This is a genomic window from Rhizobium mulingense (assembly GCF_029194105.1).
GTDB classification, from domain to species: Bacteria; Pseudomonadota; Alphaproteobacteria; order Rhizobiales; family Rhizobiaceae; genus Rhizobium; species Rhizobium mulingense.
Genome location: NZ_JARFVE010000001.1, coordinates 1 through 16,387, shown reverse-complemented (window position 1 = coordinate 16,387; position 16,387 = coordinate 1). Strand labels below are relative to the sequence as shown.

Genomic DNA, 16,387 nt, shown 5'->3' with positions numbered 1-16,387 from the left:
TCGGCCGCCTGTTTTCGTGTTTTGGGGTCGACCGTTACTTCTGTTCGGGCGCCAGGAACTCGGCGCAATAGGACGGGCCGTTGACGCCGGGAATATCGGCGACGGTGCGGATGTCGCGGATCGTATAATCGGAATTGGTGGTGATTTCGGCCTGGCAGCGCAGATAGGCGGTGCGGGCGGCGGCGATCTGCTTGCCGCGCTTGCCATCGGCGCCCTCGGCATATTTGGCCGGAATGCGCACGTTCTTGTAGCCGCCGCGCCAGGTATAGATGGTGCTCGAACCTTCCTCGCGGTCGCTGATCGGCGGCCCGTAGGCGGCAAAGAAGATGCCGGCCGATTTGCCGACCCAGCGGGCCTCGATCGGATTGCCGGCGGAAGGAATGGTCGTGCATCCGGCAAGCGCAATTGCAAGCCCGGCCGCGGTGATGGTGCGGAGTTTCATCGTGTCGTCCCTGATCTCTGGCGCATTGGCTGCGAAGCCGCCGTCGCGGCGGTTTCGCCTGTCCCGCCGAGCCCTTTAGCGCGGAACCCGGCAAAAGAAAATTGCCGCTTTCGCACTTCCGATTAATTTGCCCGGGGTGTGTCTTTTTGCAGCAACGGCCCATTCCGGCGCCTGTCATCAACCCGTCAAAAATTCCGTCGGGTTTTTGAATTTTGGCGCTTGTGCAACCAGATAGGCTGTTCTATAGAAGCGCCGCTGGTCACGGAGTGTAGCGCAGTCTGGTAGCGCACCACGTTCGGGACGTGGGGGTCGAGTGTTCGAATCACTCCACTCCGACCAGCTAGAAACCCCGCTTCGGCGGGGTTTTTCGTTTCCGATGCGAGCTTGGCTCAAGGAAACGCGGCCGGCAGGCTGTCGTCCAGAATGTAGAAGTGTTCGCCGATCTTGCTGACGCTGATGAAGTTGTCCGGACCAGGATCGAGAGTGACGCATTCCTTCTTTTTTTCCAAACAGAACGTCTGAAGGCGCTGTTGCCACGCTGCGGATTGCTCGCCTTTGGGCAAGGCAATTTCATCGCTCTCATCATAGACGAGCGTCGAGTATGTCTTATGCCTGAACGTATCGTCCCATACAAATGTCCGAAAGGGATGCCCTACGTCGCTTCGTTTGATTTCTGCCAGATAGGCTTGCCTAGTCAGCGCAAACCGAACGCTGTCGGGCGCTATGCCGGCAGCGGCGAGAAGATGAAGGCAGATGAGCAGCAGCAGGGGCGCTGTTACCAGAGACAGGGCACGCCGCCAGCGCCGCAGCACCAGATTGAAGCAGAGGGAGCCTGCGATGGCGATCAGCGTCACGAGAAAGACGATCAGATCGATCGTCCCCCAGTCCCATTGGGGAGCAAGCCAATAAACCCAATCCGCTCCCAGAAACGGCAACAGCCAGAGGGCATATGTCCAGGTAAATTGGTCGCTGCTTTTGATTTGCTCTGGCACGTTTGTTACCGGGTATTCTTGGCTTGAGGATTACATGGAGGCGGAGTATGGCATCCCGACGGCGCGCATGTTCACGTGATTACCATCAAAAGTTCGCTTAAACGCTGTAACCAACGGGATCTTCGCCGATTTCTGCCATTGCCTTTGGCGAGGGTGGACAGATCCTGCTGCTCTTCCCTCCCAGCTATAATTTTCCTGCCGAAAAGTTATAACCAAGACGTGCGTGAGAAAAAAACGCGGCGACCGGAACGAGTCCCAAAGTGATTCGTTGAGTCGCGTTCCGTGTGAGATACTGGGCCATGAGCAGGCGGCGAAGCTTCAAACCCGTGAAGATCACCATCAATGGCAAAACCCGGACGGTCTATAATGTCGTCCAGGCCGGCAATATGCTGCTGAGCGAGTGGCCGGAGCAGACGCCGGCGGCCAGGGCTGCCGAGTTGCTCGTGCTTGATGTCTTCAACGACGCTGCCGGGCCCGAGCAGGTGCGCCGCGCCTTCATAACGGCGGCCAAAGCGAGCGACATCAAGTTCAGTTCCTGAACGGTTTGGCCGATCACGCCGGCCGGAAGGCGGCCGGAAGATCAACGGGCACGTCAAGCGGCTGGAAATGCCGCAGATTTTCGGTGACGACGATGAGGTCGTAGGCCCGCGCTGTCGCGGCAATGATGAGATCGCCGAGGCCGGGATGACAGCCTTTGCTTTCCGCCTCATCTTCCAGAGCGCCGGCGATTCGCGCGATGACGGTATCCATCGGCAATATCCGATCCCCGAAAGTGTCGGTGACGACATCAAGCCATTCCGAAAGCCGTTGTGCCCGCGCAATCCCGTCGCGACGGTGAAGGCTGCGCATTCCCTTCTCGATCTCCGCCACGGAAAGAGCCGACAGGAAGAGAGCCTCGGCTTGCCCCTGCTCGTGGAACCATGTCCGCACCGGATCGGACGGCGCCACCTTGCCCGGCGCGAACTTCGAAATGATATTCGTGTCGAGAAGGTAAGCCGTCACAGATCGGCATCCCTCATTTTTGAGGGGTTTCGCTCCAGTTCGACGCCGCCTGGGAAGCTCAGCAGGAAATCCCCGAAATTCGGCCGTGGCTTGTTCAAAGCCTTCCTGGCAGCCTCGGCCGCTTCGACCGACACCAGCACGGCGGCGGGTTTGCCATGGCGGGTGATCGTCACGAATTCGCCGTTTGCGGCTTCGTCCACTAGGCTGGCGAAACCGGCCTTTGCCTCTGCCACGCTGATCGTCGACATAATTCCCTCCCGCTTAATGTGACCATTTATGGTCATAATAGGCCTGCCGTCGTTGGAATCAAGGGAAGTACCCATCCAGGCGGCCGAAACGATCGCTGCGACAAAGCCGAAGGCGATGCAGGTGAGGGCTTGGATCCGCCAGGAGGTGAAGGTGACCGGCGCCGTAGTGATCGGCCGCTCGGTGCAATGGCCGGGCGGGCAGGGGCAGCCGGAAAAGGCCTTGATGATGCAATCGGCGGACATGTTCGTTTTCCCTCAGGCGTAAAGCTGATCGCGATCGGTGATGCCCATGATCTCGCGGGCATAGCGGTAATGCGCTTCGACGCTGGCGGTGGCGCCGCGCAGCCAGGACGGCCCGCGGACCGAATGTTCGGGGCGGCTGAGATAGGCAAAGCCGAGGGCGCCCATGCGCTGGGCTTCGTTCGCCATATAGGCGGCGCAGTCTGCGAGCCCGCGGGCGGCATTCCAGCGGGCGTCCCTTAGGCTCTGCTCGGTCTCGATCTTGCGGATATGCTGCATCGCTTTGCCCTCTCTCATGCCGTATGAGAAAGGTATATATAATACCTGTACGCGTCAATTGATATGGGTATAAAAAATACCTCCAATGTTGACGAGGTACGAATCGTAGGCGTATGGCTGAGCGCAGTGATTGGGCGACCGGGTGCAACTCCCGAGCTGACGAAGCCCAGCGGCGCGGGAAGCGAAAGTCCTTAAGTGCGCTGTCAGAAAATCAGGACGAGGGCGAAGCGAATGGCCCCTCTGGCACGTGTCCCATCCCGGCTCCGGCCTTCAGGACATGGCCAATGCTCTCCCGGCTTCATGGGCTTTGCTCATGGGTAGGGGGAAGCTTTGGCCGGAACCCTCCCTCACCAGCCTTCAGGAACGGGAAAGAGATGGAAGAGGGAAGGAGTGAAAGAGATGAGGATACCACGGGCGCGCGGGCGGCATGTCCGCTCGGCTGCATCGCGATCCTTCAGATTTGCTCCCGGGCGCTCAACCTCCCGTTTCCCCAGGCAGCTTCGCAAGGCGTCGAACGGGTTTGGGCGCGATGCCGGCCGAGCCGGTTTCGATGCCCTCGATTTTCGAGGCGAAGCTCGGCTCGATGCGGCATCGCCCGCGCAGCGTCGAAAGCGATGATCGGCACGGCGGGCGTGGCGATATGGAAGCGAATTCCGCCGGCGCGTGACGACGGGCGGATCATCTTGATTCTATTTCGGAAGAGCCTGGCGTTCTGCTGGAGCGGTGAGTTCTATGTCTTGGAACAGATTCGAGTTTTCGAGAAATCCGGGACGTTCACATCTCGATCACCGAGCGGCGCACGCGGCCGATGATGGTGACGGCGCCCTGGAATTGTGGCGGCGGCACATCCTCGTAGGAGGCCGGCTGGAAGGGCGGATTGTCGTTCGGGCGGTAGCGTTTGTAGGTCGCAGCCCCCGTCTCGTCGGCGACGACATAAAGCGCGTTCGGCGCCAGGCGCTTGTCGCGGCGGTTGACGAAAATGATCGAGCCCGGCGGCGAGATCTTGTTCATTGAATTGCCCTCGACCTCGAGCGCGATCCAATCGCCGTCCGGCAGATCGAGCGCGGCGACGGTCGGGAATTCCGAAAAGTCGGTAATCGGCGCCTGGTCGGTCAGCTGGCCGGCGCTGACCCAGGAGATCTTCGGCACGTCGGCGACGGAGACCGGCCGCTCTTCCGGATCGAGCGCGTCGCCGGTTCCGAACTGCAGCCAGTTGAGATTGACCTTGAACGCCTTGGCATATTTCTTCGCGTCGGCAATGCCGAAGCCGTTCCGGCCGGACTCATGCGCCTTGTAGACATTGGCGTTCCAGCCGAAACGATCGACGATCGCCTTCGGCCCGGCAAAGCCAGCGTTCTTCCTGGCCATGACCAGACGCTTTGCGCGTTCTTCGCGCTCAAATTGTTCCTGATCTTTCAACATGATATAAATTATACCCTAAAAAAAGGTACATGTAATCCCCTAAATCGCTTGACGTGCGAGGTATTTTACGTACCCTTATGCCCATGACAGGCACTGATTACATCAACAACCGGCCCCGGCTTTCGGGTTTCGCCGATCACCCGGGCGCCCGCTACACCGGCTGCCCGAAATGCGGCAGAGCGCTATCGATCGCCGAGGTGATCGAGCGCCATTGCGAAAATTGCGGCCGGCAGACCAACCCGGAAGAGATGCGGCAGACGACGATCCTGCCCTCTTCCTTGCCGATCACCGGATCCGACAGCCTCACTCCTCCCTGACGGCTATCGGTCGCCGGCGTCGTCGCCCTCCCTCGGCGACGCCGGCATCTCCAGGACGCGACTCGTCGCGGCCATAGGGCGCCAGCCCTGAGACGGCGACCGGAGCCCTCGCTTCCGCAACAAAGCAGGCTCCTGATGTCAGCAACGAATTTGAAAATGAAACACGGCCAGGCCCGCTTTGCCGGGAACATCCGGCCCCGCGTCCGAGGCAAAGAGGATCAAGCGATGAACATCGCTCCAGCCTGTCAAGGCACCCACATGAACGCCCTCGAGCTCTTCCGCTCCGGCCGCGACTATATCGAAATCGCAGCCATTCTTGGGGTGTCGGTGCCGGCCGTGGAAACGGAGATCCATCGGCTGCGCAGTGCCGAGAAGGGCGATACCGCCCAAGACGATTATTCCGCCGGCAAGGTCCGGCGGTTTGCCGGCCGCGCCGTCAGGCCGGGCGCCCCGGTCGGCTTTGCCGGCGCGCGACGCCGGCTGCCGGTCTGAGTGGGCGAGCGGAAAGGGATGCGCATGGAAAAGGAAGCGATGAACAAGGACATCATGGAGATCCTCAGCCCCGTGCTGGGGCCGGAACTGGCGGCGGCGATCATCGAGCATCGCAGCCGCACGCTGAAGAAGCCGCTGACGGCTTACGCGGCGAAGATCCAGGTCAAGGAATATCTGAAGACCGGCAATCCGGTCGACGCCGCCGAGATGCAAATCCTGCGCGGCTGGCGGGCGATCAAATCCGACTGGTATTTCAATGAGAAGGCGAGGGAAGCGGGATCGAGTGATGCAAACACGGGCAGAAGGACATTGGTCGATGCCGCAAGAGATTTCCTCTCCGGTGACGATCATAGCGGGGATGCTTTCGGGCTTTCCGGCCTCCGCCGGCACTGATCCCGACATGCAGATCCGCGCCTATCTCGTCGCCATCGACGGCATTCCGGCCGAGGCAGTCTGGCGCGCCGCCAAGCTGTTCCTCTCCGGCAAGGTCAGGGACCATAACCGCGCCTTCGCCCCGAGTGCGGCGAGCTTTGCCGAAGTGGCCCGCCAGCAGCAGGCGGTGATCGCCAGGGAAAGCCGCCCGCCGATCGAGGTGCAGCCCGAACCGCCGCAGCCAAAGGTCGCGGCCTACAAGATGCAGCTGCTGAGACAGGCGGCGAACGGCAGCCTGAACGCCAGGCGAAAGCTCGCAGACATGTTTCCCGACAACCCGCTCATCGCAAGGGCCGCACGAGACGCACAGGAGACAATGGGATGAGAGACCTGTTCTGGACCGAAGACAAGATCGCCGAGGCGCAGAAATTCTGGCAGGCGGGCTTCTCGGCACGAGAGATCGCCGAGCTATTCGGCTCGAAGAAGAACACCGTCATCAACATGGCGCATCGCAACCGCGACCGGTTTCCCTCGCGCCAGGATGGGCGCAAGCCGCTGCCCGGCGTTGAAGCTCCCGCGCCGATCCGCCATCCCGACCGGGTGACGCGGGTGACGCTGTCGGGCGCCCATGTGACGATGCCGCGCGTGCCGACCATCGACGGGCCGGCGCCATGAGCGCCGTCACCCCGCGCGAGCGCGAAATCATCGGCTGGATGGCGGCAGGCAAGACCGCCGCCGAGATCGGCGCCATCCTCGGCATCTCGCCGATCACCGTCAACACCCACATCGCCAACGCCAAGGCGAAGCTCGGCGTCTTCAAGGAGACCGCCCTGGTCGCCGCAGCACTCCGAAACGGCATCATTCGATAGGATGGACATCAGATGGGCGGCAAGGCCACCAAGGTGAAGATACAGCGGGTAAACAAAGGCGCCGGCCGGCCGCGCAAGGCCAATGTCGAGCGTTTCCCCTGCGGCAAGATCAAGCCTTTCGAGACCGAGAAGGACAATGTCAGCGTCGCGGTCGCCGCCCGCCGGCGCATCCACGGCTTCAGCAGGACGGTTGATGACGAGACGGTCAGGAGCCCCTATGCCGGCTATACCCTCGGCCGCATGTTCCTCGATGGCGTCATCACCGACGAGCAGCGCCAGACCGGCGACGACTATGCCGAAGCCATGGCCCGCTACCACAAGACAACAGGCATCCCGGCCCCGAGCCCGAGGGCGCAATCGCTTTTTGCCGTCAAAGGCCATGAAGGCGAGGTGACCGAAAGCCTCGCCGAGCGCGCCCGCAAGGCCAGCAACCGCATGATGGCGCTGCAGGCGATCCTGCTTGCCTGCGAGGACGGCCCGCAGGTGCGTAGCACCGTCTATAATGTGGCCGTGATGGACTACGACCATCTGCGCCACATGCCGCCGCAGCAATTGCTGTGGCTGCGGCGCGGGCTGATCGCGCTGCGGAAATCGAAGGGCGGGTGAGGGCGGAGGTCATCAACGCGCCTCCGGTTTCCCGCTGGAGCCCACCCCACCCTCCGTCGTCCTCGGGCTTGACCCGAGGACCCATGCCGGCCTCCCTCGACTGCGGTCATGGATTCCAGGCTCAAGGCCTGGAATGACGGAGGGGTGGCGAGGGCGATCGGCAGGAGGCGCACGGAGGTCGGGAGGGCTACTCGCAAGAGGCGCAACGGAGGTCGGAGGGCTACCGGCAAGAGGCGCAACGGCGGTTGGGAGGTCCGTCGGTAAGAAGCGCAACGCCGTCGCTTATGCCTTCCCATCATTGGATTTGCCACGGAGCTCACCCCACCCTCCGTCGTCCTCGGGCTTGACCCGAGGACCCATGCCGGCCTCGCCGAGTGCTGCCATGGATTCCAGGCTCAAGGCCTTGAATGACCGAGGGTGGCGAGGGCGATCGGCAGGACGGGCAACGGAGGTCGGAAGGGCTACCGGCAAGAGGCGCAACGGAGGCTAGGAGGTCCATCGGCAGGAGGCGCAAACTCCTTCGCTATTCCCTCGCCATCGATGGATTTGCCACGGAGCTCACCCCACCCTCCGTCGTCCTCAGGCTTGACCCGAGGGCCCATCCGGCCTCGCCGAGTGCTGCCATGGATTCCAGGCTCAAGGCCTGGAATGACGGAGGGTGGCGAGGGCGATCGGCAAGAGGCGCACGGAGGTCGGGAGGGCTACCGGCAAGAGGCGCAACAGAGGCTGGGAGGTCCGTCGGCAAGAAGCGCAACGCCGTCGCCTCGCCATCGCTGGATTTGCCATGGAACTCACCCCACCCTCCGTCGTCCTCGGCCTTGACCCGAGGACCCATGCCGGCCTCGCCGAGTGCTGCCATGGATTCCAGTCAAGGCCTGGAATGACGGAGGGTGGCGAGGGCGATCGGCAAGAGGCGCAACGGAGGTCGGGAGGGCTACCGGCAAGAGGCGCAACGCAGGTTGGGAGGTCCATCGGCAGGAGGCGGCGCCTGCAAACCCGCGACAGGCCGGGAACCAACGACGCCTTCGATTGTTAGGGAGCGCACAGCTGAAACCGTCGGAGGCACCCCATGAACCCGAAAAGCACATTGAGCATTGCCGGCCATCCGATTCATCCGATGTTGATCCCGTTCCCGGTCGCCTTCTTCGCCGGAACGCTGGCCACCGATATCGTTCACAGCCAATCCGACAACCCGTTCTGGCCGGCCGCGTCGAACTGGATGCTTGCAGCCGGCCTCGTTATGGCGGCACTGGCAGCACTCGCCGGACTGACCGACTTTTTGGGCGACAGCCGCATCCGCGCCTTGCGGGATGCCTGGCTCCACATGATCGGCAATGTCGTCGTCGTTCTGATCGAAGCCGTCAGCCTCTGGCGCCGGCTCGTGCAAGGCCCCGATTTCATCGTGCCGACCGGGCTGGTGCTGTCTCTGCTCGCCGTTGCGCTGCTTTTGTTCAACGGCTGGAAAGGCTGGGAAATGGTCTACCGCCACCGGGTCGGCGTCAGCGAAGAGACTGACATCCGGTGAGGTGAGGCAGAGGGCGGCCGAGTGGCCGATGGGCAACTTCCGTGCTGCTTTCCCGCGCTCTCACGCAACATCTGCGCCTGACGCCGCGGCAGCAGCTGCTATGGCTACGGCGAGGTTGAAAGGTGCGGCGGAGATCGGGTTGGCCGGGTTTCGAGGGGCGGGCCGCACAGAGTATCGAAGTGCATGGCTGTGTTACTAGCACCTCCGCACGGCCCACAATACTTACGATCGGCTGAGCTTCTTGTTCCCGCGCCGACATAATATTCCGGCCAGCCTCGTCCGTCCCGTGCCGCGGCCGTGGCTCCAGCGTTCAAAGAAACGTCGTTTGATGTCTAGACAGAGGAGCGAGAGCCGCAGGGCGAAGCCGCATGGCGGCGGATGCAGCCGAGCGCGCCCTTCGATTGCAGTCGTACTTCCACTGTCGCCCTCAAGCTGCCATGCGCGTATTCGAATAGAGACCACAACGGCAGAGTTTCGTGCTATGATCGCGACGGCTTGAAGCTCGAGTTCGACACTGGGAGGTAAGGGCAACCGGCGTAAACGCGGCGCAACCGTTGGATCTCGACCTGTCGCGATTCTGCTCAGGCCGGATCGCCCTCCATTCGTCACCCAGGTTGATCTCTCGGCTGTCATAGCAAGGTGACAGGATGCCTCCCTTGGCCCTGCCTGCGCCGTCCAGGATCTCTGATGCCAAAATGCATTCCAAAAAATGATTGGTAGCAACGTCCATGCAGCGAGCACGGTACCACCTAAGAGATCTCCTATTTCAGGGGAAAAGCAGTGAAGGTCGATGAGCTCCTGTGCAGGCAGGAAACGATCGTCAGGAGGTCGCACGACAACGGAAAGTCCGTGGACGCGGACAATGAGCTGCTGGTGCGACTTTACGATCGCAAGCGCCGTATCATCGATCGCGTGATCAGGATTGAAGCCGCGCTGGACGCCAAGTCGTGACGTTAGAGAATCTTTTCAGGGGCGGGAGGTCGAGATGGAACTGCGGGAAATGAGCGATGACGCCTGCATCACGTTCTTGGCAAGCCACACGTTTGGCCACCTCGCAAGCATGGGCGAGCAATATCCCTATGTCGTTCCGGTCCACTACGCCTATGACTCGCGTAAAGTCTTCCTGTTCTCGATGCCCGGACAGAAGGTAGACCAGCTTCGAATAATCCCCTTTGCCTGTCTTCAGGTGGAAGAGATGGAGAAGGACAGAATGTGGAAAAGCGTTCTGGTTCAGGGCCGTTTCGACGAACTGCCGGACATTCCTGCGAGGCGCAACGAACGCCTCCATGCATGGTCCTTGCTAGAGAAGCGGCCATTCTGGTGGGAACCCGGATCCTTCGAACTCAGCGCCGGCGAAGACGGAGATAGCGGCAGCCCGATCTTTTTTAGCCTGTCCATCGACGTGATCTCTGGCCGCCAAGTCGAGCATCGCGCCTAGAATTGGAAGAGAGAAAGAGCAGCGAATGAAAAGGGGTGCTGCAGCGTGAGCCATACTCAGAGCCCACGCTGCTTTCGACTACCGTCGAAACTCTCGGCTGGTCAGGATAAGCCTATCGCTGCGTCTTCAGTTGGCTCGTGCAATTTTGAGAAGATCGCTGTCGCTTCCGGTTCCCTCGCCGTACATCATGAAGCGAAGCCTGGACAGAGATTTTGGGCCGTGATCGCGCTTGGCGACGGAGCCGTCGAAGTTTCCCTCGACGATTGACAGTCCCAATGGTTTTCGAAGGCGGGTTCGGACGTAGCCAAACATGGTTCGTCCTTTCACGTTGGGGCGGAAGCTGTGTCACTTCCAGTCGGAGCCGCCCGTGAAAGGTTGGCCACGATAGGGTGGTTATGCGCCGGTTCATCCCCAGGCGCAACCTTTCCTTCGTAATCACTTTAGGCGAAAGGGCCGGGTGATCGAGAGCCCACCGCCTGTTTTCGGGCGGGATCCTGCAACGCTTCAGTACAGTTCATAGCACGATGTCCGCTGACGGCGCGACTGCAACTTAGGCCTTTACGACCGCTTCGCGCCGTATATCGGTCGCTACCGCAGGCGGCTTTTACCGTGTTTCCGTCGTGGTGATCGAAAAGATCGACTGTGGGTCGCCACCGCGATGAACCCGCGGTGGCGACATGCCCGGAAAGCCGGCCGCCGTTGATCAGAGGATGAGATCCGAATCCGTCAAGCCCAGGTTTGTGCCAGTCAAGACGATCGTCATTTCGTCGGTATTCGCGTCCCCGTTGGTATCGAAGTGCATGGCTGTGTTATCAGCACCTCCGCACGGCCCACCAAACTTGCGATCGGCTGAGCTTCTTGTTCCCGTGCCGACGGAATATTGCCTTCCCCCCTTGGCGCAATGCGATCGCTGGAGGTCCCGACATGATCCCGCCCATCGATCCGCCGAAACTGCTCAGACCGCTCGAACTTCGGCGAGCCGCTTGACGGCATAGTCGTCCTGCCAGCAGACGGCGGCTTCCCATGCGGCTGACGCTTGCGCGGCGATGTCGTGCGTGCCGTCGTCGAGACCGGCGGCGTTGCCGGGCAGCACCAGGTCGAGGTCGGGAACGTCGACATGTGACTCGTCCCAGTCGATCAACGCGACCCCATCGGCGGTCACGCGGACGTTGCCGGGGCTGTTGGGGTTGCCGTGGACCACGCATGTCTGACGTCCGATGAGCCGCGCCCACGCTGCTCGACATCGAATAACGCCCTCGGGCGGCATCGCGGCAAGGTTGATCCTCGTTCCGGTCTCGGCGTGCAGGAGGTCGGTCGACGATCGCCAGCCTGGGCGCTGCGGCCAGCCCTGTGTCAGCCGATGCAGCTCGCGGAGCGTGTCGGCCACGCGACGCCAGTCGGACTGCGTCTCGGGCGGTCCGCCCTCCATGTATTTCATCACCACCAGACCGTCCACGAACAGCCGGCCGTCAGTCGTCGGGATCGGCACTGGAACGCGCATGCCTTCATTGTCGAGGTATTGGATCAGCTCGGTTTCCCACGCGAGATCGGCGTCGGTCCTGCGGCCGAGACGACCGACCGCGATCTGCCCGTAGACACGAACGCTCCACACGTCGTTGGCAACTCCACCCATCAGGCGTTCGATGCGAACCGCGTCTTTACCCCATTGTCCGAGTGCTTCCCATCCCATTGGCGATAGATCCCTGGCGGCGATGATTGAATCGCGGCAGAAATAGAGAAAGTTTAAGACGCCACGATGTCCGCTTCCGGTCAGCCGCAGGGGTTTCGATAACCGCAATCTGCCCCAAGCGGTCATTGCGGAAGGATTTACCGTTTAGTCTGGTTCAGGTGCCGGAGTAGTCGCTCACCCTATTCATCCCGGAAGGCGCGGTTGATCTGGTCGGTGAGCGGTTTGACCAGATAGGACAGCGCGGTACGCTCGCTGGTCTGGATGAAGGCCTCGGCCGGCATGCCCGGCAGCACCGTCAGGCCATCCAGCTTCTTCAGTTCTTCAGGCGGCACCGCTATACGCACGAGATAGTAGGAAAGCCCGCTGCGCTGGTCGGTGGTGAGGTCGGCGGCGATGAGGCTGACATGGCCATTCAGCTCCGGCGTGGTGCGCTGGTTGAAGGCCGACATGCGCAGCACCGCCCTCTGGCCGATCTGGAGTTGATCGATGTCCTTCGGCGCGATCCGCACCTCCAGCGCCAGGTCGTCATTTTCCGGCACGACCAGCATGATCGGATCGGCGGGCGTCAGGACGCCGCCGATCGTGTGCGCTTGGAGCGAATGGACGATGCCGGACTGCGGAGCGACGATGTCGGTGCGCTTCAGATCGTCCTCGGCGGCAATCTTGCGCTCGACGTACTCGCCGATCTGCGCCTGCGTATCGCGCAGCTCCCGTCCGACCTCGGCCTTCAGATCCTGGTCGACCTGGAGAATCTGGAGGTTCGTCTCGGTGATGCGGCCGGCAGCCTGCGCCTGAGCGGCGATCTGCTCGCCGCGGTCCCCGCCGAAGGTGGCGCGCTGGGTCTTGAGGCCGTTGAGCCGCTGGTCCGACACCGCACCCTGTATCCGCAGGGAGGTGAGGGAGGCGATTTCCTTGTCGAGCACCTCGATGCCCTCGCTATAGGCGATCTCCTGCGCCTTCACGCCCTCGATCTCGTGCTGGTACTGAAGAACGCGTTCGCGCAGTTGCGCTGTCTTGCTTCGCAGCGCCTCGCGGCGGATAGCGAAGAGCCGTTCCTCTCCGCGCAGGATCGCGGCGATTTCCGGGTCGTCGCGCCGGGTCAGCAGGCTGTCGGGGAACATGATCGCTAGCAGGTCGTCGCGTTCGGCCTCGAGCCGGGCGAAGCGCGCCTGGAATTCATCCAGCCGTCGCGTGACGATCGCCAGATTGGCGCGCGTCGCCGTGGCGTCGAGCCTCAGCACCACGTCGCCGGCTGTCACCTCCGATCCCTCGTGAACCAGGATTTCACCGACCACGCCGCCGGTCGGATGCTGAACCTTCTTCACATAGGAGTCGACCACGAAGCTCCCGGATGCCACCACGGCTCCGGCGAGGTCCGTCGTCGATGCCCACCCGCCAACGCCGACGACAAGGCCGCCACACACCACGAGGCTGCCGAGCAAGTGCCGGCGAATGGAAGCGGAAAGGCCGCCGTCCCTGTCAATCCCGGTCATGGATCACTCCATCGTCATTTTGTTTCAAGCGTTCCAAGCTGTCTGCGTGCCGTATTCGTCTGGAGCCTGTTTCCTGCCTCTGCGCGGCCCCTTGCCGGAGCAGGAGCCACCTGCAGAACTTTTGACAGCACCTCGTCTTTCGGACCGAAGGCGCGCTGGCGGCCACCCTCCATCATCAGCACCTTGTCGACGACGCTGATCGCGCTCGGCCGGTGCGCGACGACGATCGCGATGCCGCCGCGCTCGCGAACCGAGACGATGGCCCTGACCACGGCTGCCTCGCCCTCGGCGTCGAGGTTGGCGTTCGGCTCATCCATCACCACGAGGAAGGGATCGCCATAAAGCGCGCGGGCGATGCCGATACGCTGGCGTTGACCGGCCGACAGCGCCGAGCCGCCTTCGCCGATGCAAGTCTCATAGCCCTTCGCGAAGGAAAGGATCAATTCGTGCGCGCCCGCCGCTTTCGCCGCTGCCACGATCGCCTCCGGATCGGGATCATCCTCGAACCGGGCGATGTTCTCGGCGATCGTGCCGTCGAACAGTTCCACGCCCTGCGGCAGATAGCCGATATGGCGGCCAAGCGCCTGATTGTCCCAATGGTCGAGGCTGGCCCCGTCAAGGCGGACATTCCCGCCCGCCGGCGCCCATGCCCCGACCAGCACCCTTGCGAGGCTCGACTTGCCCGAGCCGGACGGCCCTATGATGCCGAGTGCGGTTCCGCGCTCCATGACAAAGCCGAGGCCGGCGACATTCGGCTTGCGTTCGCCCGGAGGAACGATGGTGAGATCTTCGGCGCGCAGCTCCCGCACCGGCTTCGGCAGCGGCAGCGCCGACCGTTGTTCCGGCATCTTCTTCAGCATGTCCTGCAGCCGGGCCCAGCTCTGCCGCGCCATGAGGAAGGGCTTCCAGTTGGTGATGGCGAGATCGACCGGGGCAAGTGCACGCCCCATCATGATCGAAGCGGCGGTCATCACGCCGGGCGTCGCGACTTGATTGATGACCAGCCATGCGCCGACGCCGAGGATCGCCGATTGCAGGATGGCGCGCAGCGCCTTGGCAAGGCCGCCAAGGCCGCCCGTGACATCGCCCGCCCGGCGGTTCGCCTTGAGATAATCGGAATTGGCTTTTTGCCAGCGCGCGCCAATCCGGCGCGAAAGACCCATCGCATGGACGACCTCGGCATTGCGGCGAGCGGCTTCCATCAGCCCGTTGCGGGCCATGTTGTGGGCCGTCACCTCCTTGATTGCATTCTGCGAAAGGATGTTCGTCAGCAGCGTCAGCGACACCAGCACGATCGCCCCGGCCAGCGCCGTGATGCCGAGCCAGAAATGAAAGATGAAGCAGACGCCGAGATAGAGCGGGATCCACGGAAGATCGAAGAGCGCCGTCGGGCCGGCGCCCGACAGGAAGCCTCGCACATTATCGAGATCGCGCAGCGGCTGCAGGCCGTCGCCGGGCATGCGGGCGATGAGCGGCAGGCGCGTCACCGCCGCATGCACCCGGTCCGAAAGTTGCCGGTCGAAGCGCTCGCCGATGCGCAGCAGGATGCGCGAGCGAAGGATGTCAAGCGCCGCCTGAAAACCGTAAAGCCAGAGCGCGAGAACACCGAGGCCGACCAGCGTCGGAACGCTTCCGCTCGCCAGAACCCGGTCGTAGATCTGCAGCATGAACAGCGGCGCGGTCAGCGCCAGCAAGTTGATGACGAAGCTCGCGGCAACGAGACCGCCGAAAACACCCAGGTTCAGGAAAGCAAACATGATACTTCTTCTTTCACAGTACCGCAGGCGGCTTTTACCTTGCTTCCGCCGCACTGATCGAAAAGATCGGCTGTGGGCCCGCCACCGCGATGAAACCGCCGCGGTGACGACGTGGCCCGAAAGCGGCCGCCGTTGTGATCAGAGGATGAAATCCGAACTCGTCAAGCCCAGGTTTGTGCCTGTCAAGACGATCGTGGTTTCGTCGGTATTCGCGTCTCCGTTGGTATCGAAGTGAAGGATCGTGTTGCCGCCGCTTTCCGTGTACCAGGCACTGTGGGTCGTGGCCGTCGTTCCACTCCAGGCGAAGGCTTGATCGCCTGGGGTGTTGGGGTTGAGCGTATATGCGTCGAGCGCGCTCACATCGATCTTGTCAAACCCATGGTGGAAGTCATGGATCGTGTCCGGGGCGCCTGACGTGCTGTCGCCCGCCAAGGTAAACACAAATGTGTCATTGCCGGAGCCACCCCAAAGGTCATCCTGCTCGCCGCTGCCATTGAGCGTGTCGTTGCCGGAGCCCCCGTACAACGTGTCCAGGCCTTGGCTTCCGATCAGTATGTCGTTGCCCGCCTGGCCGTAGAGCGCATCGGCGCCGTTATTTCCATTCAGCGTGTCGTTGCCTGCCTGGCCATAAAGCGTATCACCAGAGTTGCCGCCGCTGATTGTATTGTCGGCCGCATTTCCGACCTTAATATCGATACCGTTGGTTTCGCCCCAATTTGTCGTTGTGGCGGTCGCTGTGTCCGTATCGTGGTCATTGCTCGTATCGCTGTCGCTTTCGACCACGTCGATGATGCCGAGATGGAAATTATGCGAGGCATCCGGCGTGCCGCCGACCGTCGGATCATTCACGTTCACGGTCACGTCGTAGCTGGTCTTCGCTTCGAAGTCCGCGCCGCCGTTGAAGTACAGCGCCCCGTTCAGGATTGTGAATGACGCGACGTCACTTCCAGACAGCGACAACACGTTGTTTCCGGAATCGACATCTGTGACCGCGATATCGGCAACTTTGATCACGCCGCCATTTTCGGGCGTCGACGTGACCGTGTTCGACAACACAACCGCCGTCGGAGCATCGTTGACCGCCGCCAGCGCGAAGCTCTGGCTTGCCGGCACACTGCCGCCGTGGCCGTCGGTGACGGTGTAGCTGAGGCTGACCGGGCCGTTGTAGTTGGCGTCAGGCGTGAAGGTCCAGGTGCCGTTGTT

At 62.2% G+C, this 16,387-nt stretch carries 21 protein-coding genes, 1 tRNA gene and 1 pseudogene; 12 read left to right on the top strand and 11 right to left on the bottom strand.

The features are described 5' to 3' along the window. Positions 1–34 precede the first annotated feature (34 nt). Complete coding sequence (locus PYR71_RS00110) at positions 35–442, bottom strand: hypothetical protein (RefSeq protein ID WP_275617784.1); 408 nt, start codon at positions 440–442, stop codon at positions 35–37. Positions 443–704: 262 nt separating this feature from the next. Here PYR71_RS00110 and PYR71_RS00105 point away from each other — a divergent pair. Beyond that, positions 705–781: transfer RNA gene (locus tag PYR71_RS00105), tRNA-Pro, on the top strand. 50 nt (positions 782–831) lie between these two features. Here PYR71_RS00105 and PYR71_RS00100 read toward each other — a convergent pair. Continuing rightward, complete coding sequence (locus PYR71_RS00100; protein WP_275617783.1) at positions 832–1,434, bottom strand: hypothetical protein; 603 nt, start codon at positions 1,432–1,434, stop codon at positions 832–834. Between the two features lie 299 nt (positions 1,435–1,733). Here PYR71_RS00100 and PYR71_RS00095 point away from each other — a divergent pair, with 299 nt between their 5' ends. Beyond that, positions 1,734–1,973 (top strand): DUF982 domain-containing protein, encoded by a 240-nt coding sequence (locus PYR71_RS00095; RefSeq protein ID WP_183920411.1) that lies wholly within the window; start codon positions 1,734–1,736, stop codon positions 1,971–1,973. 13 nt (positions 1,974–1,986) lie between these two features. Here the strand turns inward: PYR71_RS00095 and PYR71_RS00090 are convergent, their stop codons facing one another. The 5 genes and pseudogenes from PYR71_RS00090 to PYR71_RS00075 form a co-directional block, all read right to left on the bottom strand. Beyond that, positions 1,987–2,436: a type II toxin-antitoxin system VapC family toxin gene (locus PYR71_RS00090; RefSeq protein ID WP_275617782.1), complete on the bottom strand. Its 450-nt coding sequence runs from the start codon at positions 2,434–2,436 to the stop codon at positions 1,987–1,989. After that, positions 2,433–2,684: a type II toxin-antitoxin system Phd/YefM family antitoxin gene (locus PYR71_RS00085; RefSeq protein WP_275617790.1), complete on the bottom strand. Its 252-nt coding sequence runs from the start codon at positions 2,682–2,684 to the stop codon at positions 2,433–2,435. The genes PYR71_RS00090 and PYR71_RS00085 overlap by 4 nt, the downstream gene beginning before the upstream one ends. Positions 2,685–2,726: 42 nt before the next feature. Beyond that, a pseudogene (locus PYR71_RS30950) lies at positions 2,727–2,927 on the bottom strand (hypothetical protein); the annotation flags it as partial. Positions 2,928–2,939: 12 nt separating this feature from the next. Beyond that, entirely contained in the window at positions 2,940–3,203 is a 264-nt protein-coding gene (locus tag PYR71_RS00080) for a hypothetical protein (protein ID WP_275617781.1), read from the bottom strand. Positions 3,204–3,977: 774 nt separating this feature from the next. Continuing rightward, positions 3,978–4,625: a S24 family peptidase gene (locus PYR71_RS00075; RefSeq protein WP_275617780.1), complete on the bottom strand. Its 648-nt coding sequence runs from the start codon at positions 4,623–4,625 to the stop codon at positions 3,978–3,980. An 83-nt stretch (positions 4,626–4,708) separates the two neighbouring features. Here PYR71_RS00075 and PYR71_RS00070 point away from each other — a divergent pair, with 83 nt between their 5' ends. The 10 genes from PYR71_RS00070 (at position 4,709) to PYR71_RS00025 (ending at position 10,244) form a co-directional block, all read left to right on the top strand. Then, positions 4,709–4,942 (top strand): hypothetical protein, encoded by a 234-nt coding sequence (locus tag PYR71_RS00070; protein ID WP_275617779.1) that lies wholly within the window; start codon positions 4,709–4,711, stop codon positions 4,940–4,942. Between the two features lie 225 nt (positions 4,943–5,167). Beyond that, positions 5,168–5,434, top strand: coding sequence for a hypothetical protein (locus PYR71_RS00065; protein WP_275617778.1), 267 nt, complete (start codon positions 5,168–5,170; stop codon positions 5,432–5,434). A 24-nt stretch (positions 5,435–5,458) separates the two neighbouring features. After that, on the top strand, positions 5,459–5,827 hold the full coding sequence (locus tag PYR71_RS00060; protein ID WP_183920422.1) for a hypothetical protein: 369 nt from the start codon (positions 5,459–5,461) through the stop codon (positions 5,825–5,827). Further along, positions 5,793–6,191, top strand: coding sequence for a hypothetical protein (locus tag PYR71_RS00055; RefSeq protein WP_275617789.1), 399 nt, complete (start codon positions 5,793–5,795; stop codon positions 6,189–6,191). Before PYR71_RS00060 ends, PYR71_RS00055 begins: the two co-directional genes overlap by 35 nt. Then, complete coding sequence (locus tag PYR71_RS00050; RefSeq protein WP_183920424.1) at positions 6,188–6,481, top strand: GcrA cell cycle regulator; 294 nt, start codon at positions 6,188–6,190, stop codon at positions 6,479–6,481. The genes PYR71_RS00055 and PYR71_RS00050 overlap by 4 nt, the downstream gene beginning before the upstream one ends. Next, positions 6,478–6,675 (top strand): response regulator transcription factor, encoded by a 198-nt coding sequence (locus tag PYR71_RS00045; RefSeq protein ID WP_096772033.1) that lies wholly within the window; start codon positions 6,478–6,480, stop codon positions 6,673–6,675. The genes PYR71_RS00050 and PYR71_RS00045 overlap by 4 nt, the downstream gene beginning before the upstream one ends. Before the next feature lie 12 nt (positions 6,676–6,687). Further along, positions 6,688–7,281 carry a hypothetical protein gene (locus PYR71_RS00040; protein WP_275617777.1) on the top strand — a complete coding sequence of 198 codons (594 nt, stop codon included), beginning with the start codon at positions 6,688–6,690 and terminating at the stop codon, positions 7,279–7,281. Between the two features lie 1,069 nt (positions 7,282–8,350). Next, complete coding sequence (locus PYR71_RS00035) at positions 8,351–8,806, top strand: DUF2231 domain-containing protein (protein WP_275617776.1); 456 nt, start codon at positions 8,351–8,353, stop codon at positions 8,804–8,806. Positions 8,807–9,586: 780 nt separating this feature from the next. Then, the gene (locus PYR71_RS00030; protein ID WP_275617775.1) at positions 9,587–9,757 is read left to right on the top strand and encodes a hypothetical protein; all 171 of its coding nucleotides are present in this window, start codon (positions 9,587–9,589) and stop codon (positions 9,755–9,757) included. Positions 9,758–9,791: 34 nt separating this feature from the next. Then, on the top strand, positions 9,792–10,244 hold the full coding sequence (locus PYR71_RS00025) for a pyridoxamine 5'-phosphate oxidase family protein (protein ID WP_275617774.1): 453 nt from the start codon (positions 9,792–9,794) through the stop codon (positions 10,242–10,244). A 955-nt stretch (positions 10,245–11,199) separates the two neighbouring features. Here PYR71_RS00025 and PYR71_RS00020 read toward each other — a convergent pair. The 4 genes from PYR71_RS00020 to PYR71_RS00005 form a co-directional block, all read right to left on the bottom strand. Continuing rightward, on the bottom strand, positions 11,200–11,934 hold the full coding sequence (locus tag PYR71_RS00020; RefSeq protein WP_275617773.1) for a phosphotransferase enzyme family protein: 735 nt from the start codon (positions 11,932–11,934) through the stop codon (positions 11,200–11,202). A gap of 179 nt (positions 11,935–12,113) precedes the next feature. Continuing rightward, on the bottom strand, positions 12,114–13,427 hold the full coding sequence (locus PYR71_RS00015) for an HlyD family type I secretion periplasmic adaptor subunit (protein ID WP_275617772.1): 1,314 nt from the start codon (positions 13,425–13,427) through the stop codon (positions 12,114–12,116). 14 nt (positions 13,428–13,441) lie between these two features. After that, positions 13,442–15,184 (bottom strand): type I secretion system permease/ATPase, encoded by a 1,743-nt coding sequence (locus tag PYR71_RS00010; RefSeq protein WP_275617771.1) that lies wholly within the window; start codon positions 15,182–15,184, stop codon positions 13,442–13,444. 138 nt (positions 15,185–15,322) lie between these two features. Beyond that, a partial coding sequence (locus tag PYR71_RS00005; protein WP_275617770.1) for a M10 family metallopeptidase C-terminal domain-containing protein occupies positions 15,323–16,387 on the bottom strand: 1,065 nt, incomplete at its 5' end.

What these genes read in the sequence shown, in the direction of transcription:
- PYR71_RS00110 (WP_275617784.1), bottom strand. Translation starts at nt 442, where the DNA reads ATGAAACTCCGCACCATCACCGCGGCCGGGCTTGCAATTGCGCTTGCC.
- PYR71_RS00095 (WP_183920411.1), top strand. Translation starts at nt 1,734, where the DNA reads ATGAGCAGGCGGCGAAGCTTCAAACCCGTGAAGATCACCATCAATGGC.
- PYR71_RS00085 (WP_275617790.1), bottom strand. Translation starts at nt 2,684, where the DNA reads ATGTCGACGATCAGCGTGGCAGAGGCAAAGGCCGGTTTCGCCAGCCTA.
- PYR71_RS00080 (WP_275617781.1), bottom strand. Translation starts at nt 3,203, where the DNA reads ATGCAGCATATCCGCAAGATCGAGACCGAGCAGAGCCTAAGGGACGCC.
- PYR71_RS00075 (WP_275617780.1), bottom strand. Translation starts at nt 4,625, where the DNA reads ATGTTGAAAGATCAGGAACAATTTGAGCGCGAAGAACGCGCAAAGCGT.
- PYR71_RS00070 (WP_275617779.1), top strand. Translation starts at nt 4,709, where the DNA reads ATGACAGGCACTGATTACATCAACAACCGGCCCCGGCTTTCGGGTTTC.
- PYR71_RS00065 (WP_275617778.1), top strand. Translation starts at nt 5,168, where the DNA reads ATGAACATCGCTCCAGCCTGTCAAGGCACCCACATGAACGCCCTCGAG.
- PYR71_RS00060 (WP_183920422.1), top strand. Translation starts at nt 5,459, where the DNA reads ATGGAAAAGGAAGCGATGAACAAGGACATCATGGAGATCCTCAGCCCC.
- PYR71_RS00055 (WP_275617789.1), top strand. Translation starts at nt 5,793, where the DNA reads ATGCTTTCGGGCTTTCCGGCCTCCGCCGGCACTGATCCCGACATGCAG.
- PYR71_RS00050 (WP_183920424.1), top strand. Translation starts at nt 6,188, where the DNA reads ATGAGAGACCTGTTCTGGACCGAAGACAAGATCGCCGAGGCGCAGAAA.
- PYR71_RS00045 (WP_096772033.1), top strand. Translation starts at nt 6,478, where the DNA reads ATGAGCGCCGTCACCCCGCGCGAGCGCGAAATCATCGGCTGGATGGCG.
- PYR71_RS00040 (WP_275617777.1), top strand. Translation starts at nt 6,688, where the DNA reads ATGGGCGGCAAGGCCACCAAGGTGAAGATACAGCGGGTAAACAAAGGC.
- PYR71_RS00035 (WP_275617776.1), top strand. Translation starts at nt 8,351, where the DNA reads ATGAACCCGAAAAGCACATTGAGCATTGCCGGCCATCCGATTCATCCG.
- PYR71_RS00025 (WP_275617774.1), top strand. Translation starts at nt 9,792, where the DNA reads ATGGAACTGCGGGAAATGAGCGATGACGCCTGCATCACGTTCTTGGCA.
- PYR71_RS00020 (WP_275617773.1), bottom strand. Translation starts at nt 11,934, where the DNA reads ATGGGATGGGAAGCACTCGGACAATGGGGTAAAGACGCGGTTCGCATC.
- PYR71_RS00015 (WP_275617772.1), bottom strand. Translation starts at nt 13,427, where the DNA reads ATGACCGGGATTGACAGGGACGGCGGCCTTTCCGCTTCCATTCGCCGG.
- PYR71_RS00010 (WP_275617771.1), bottom strand. Translation starts at nt 15,184, where the DNA reads ATGTTTGCTTTCCTGAACCTGGGTGTTTTCGGCGGTCTCGTTGCCGCG.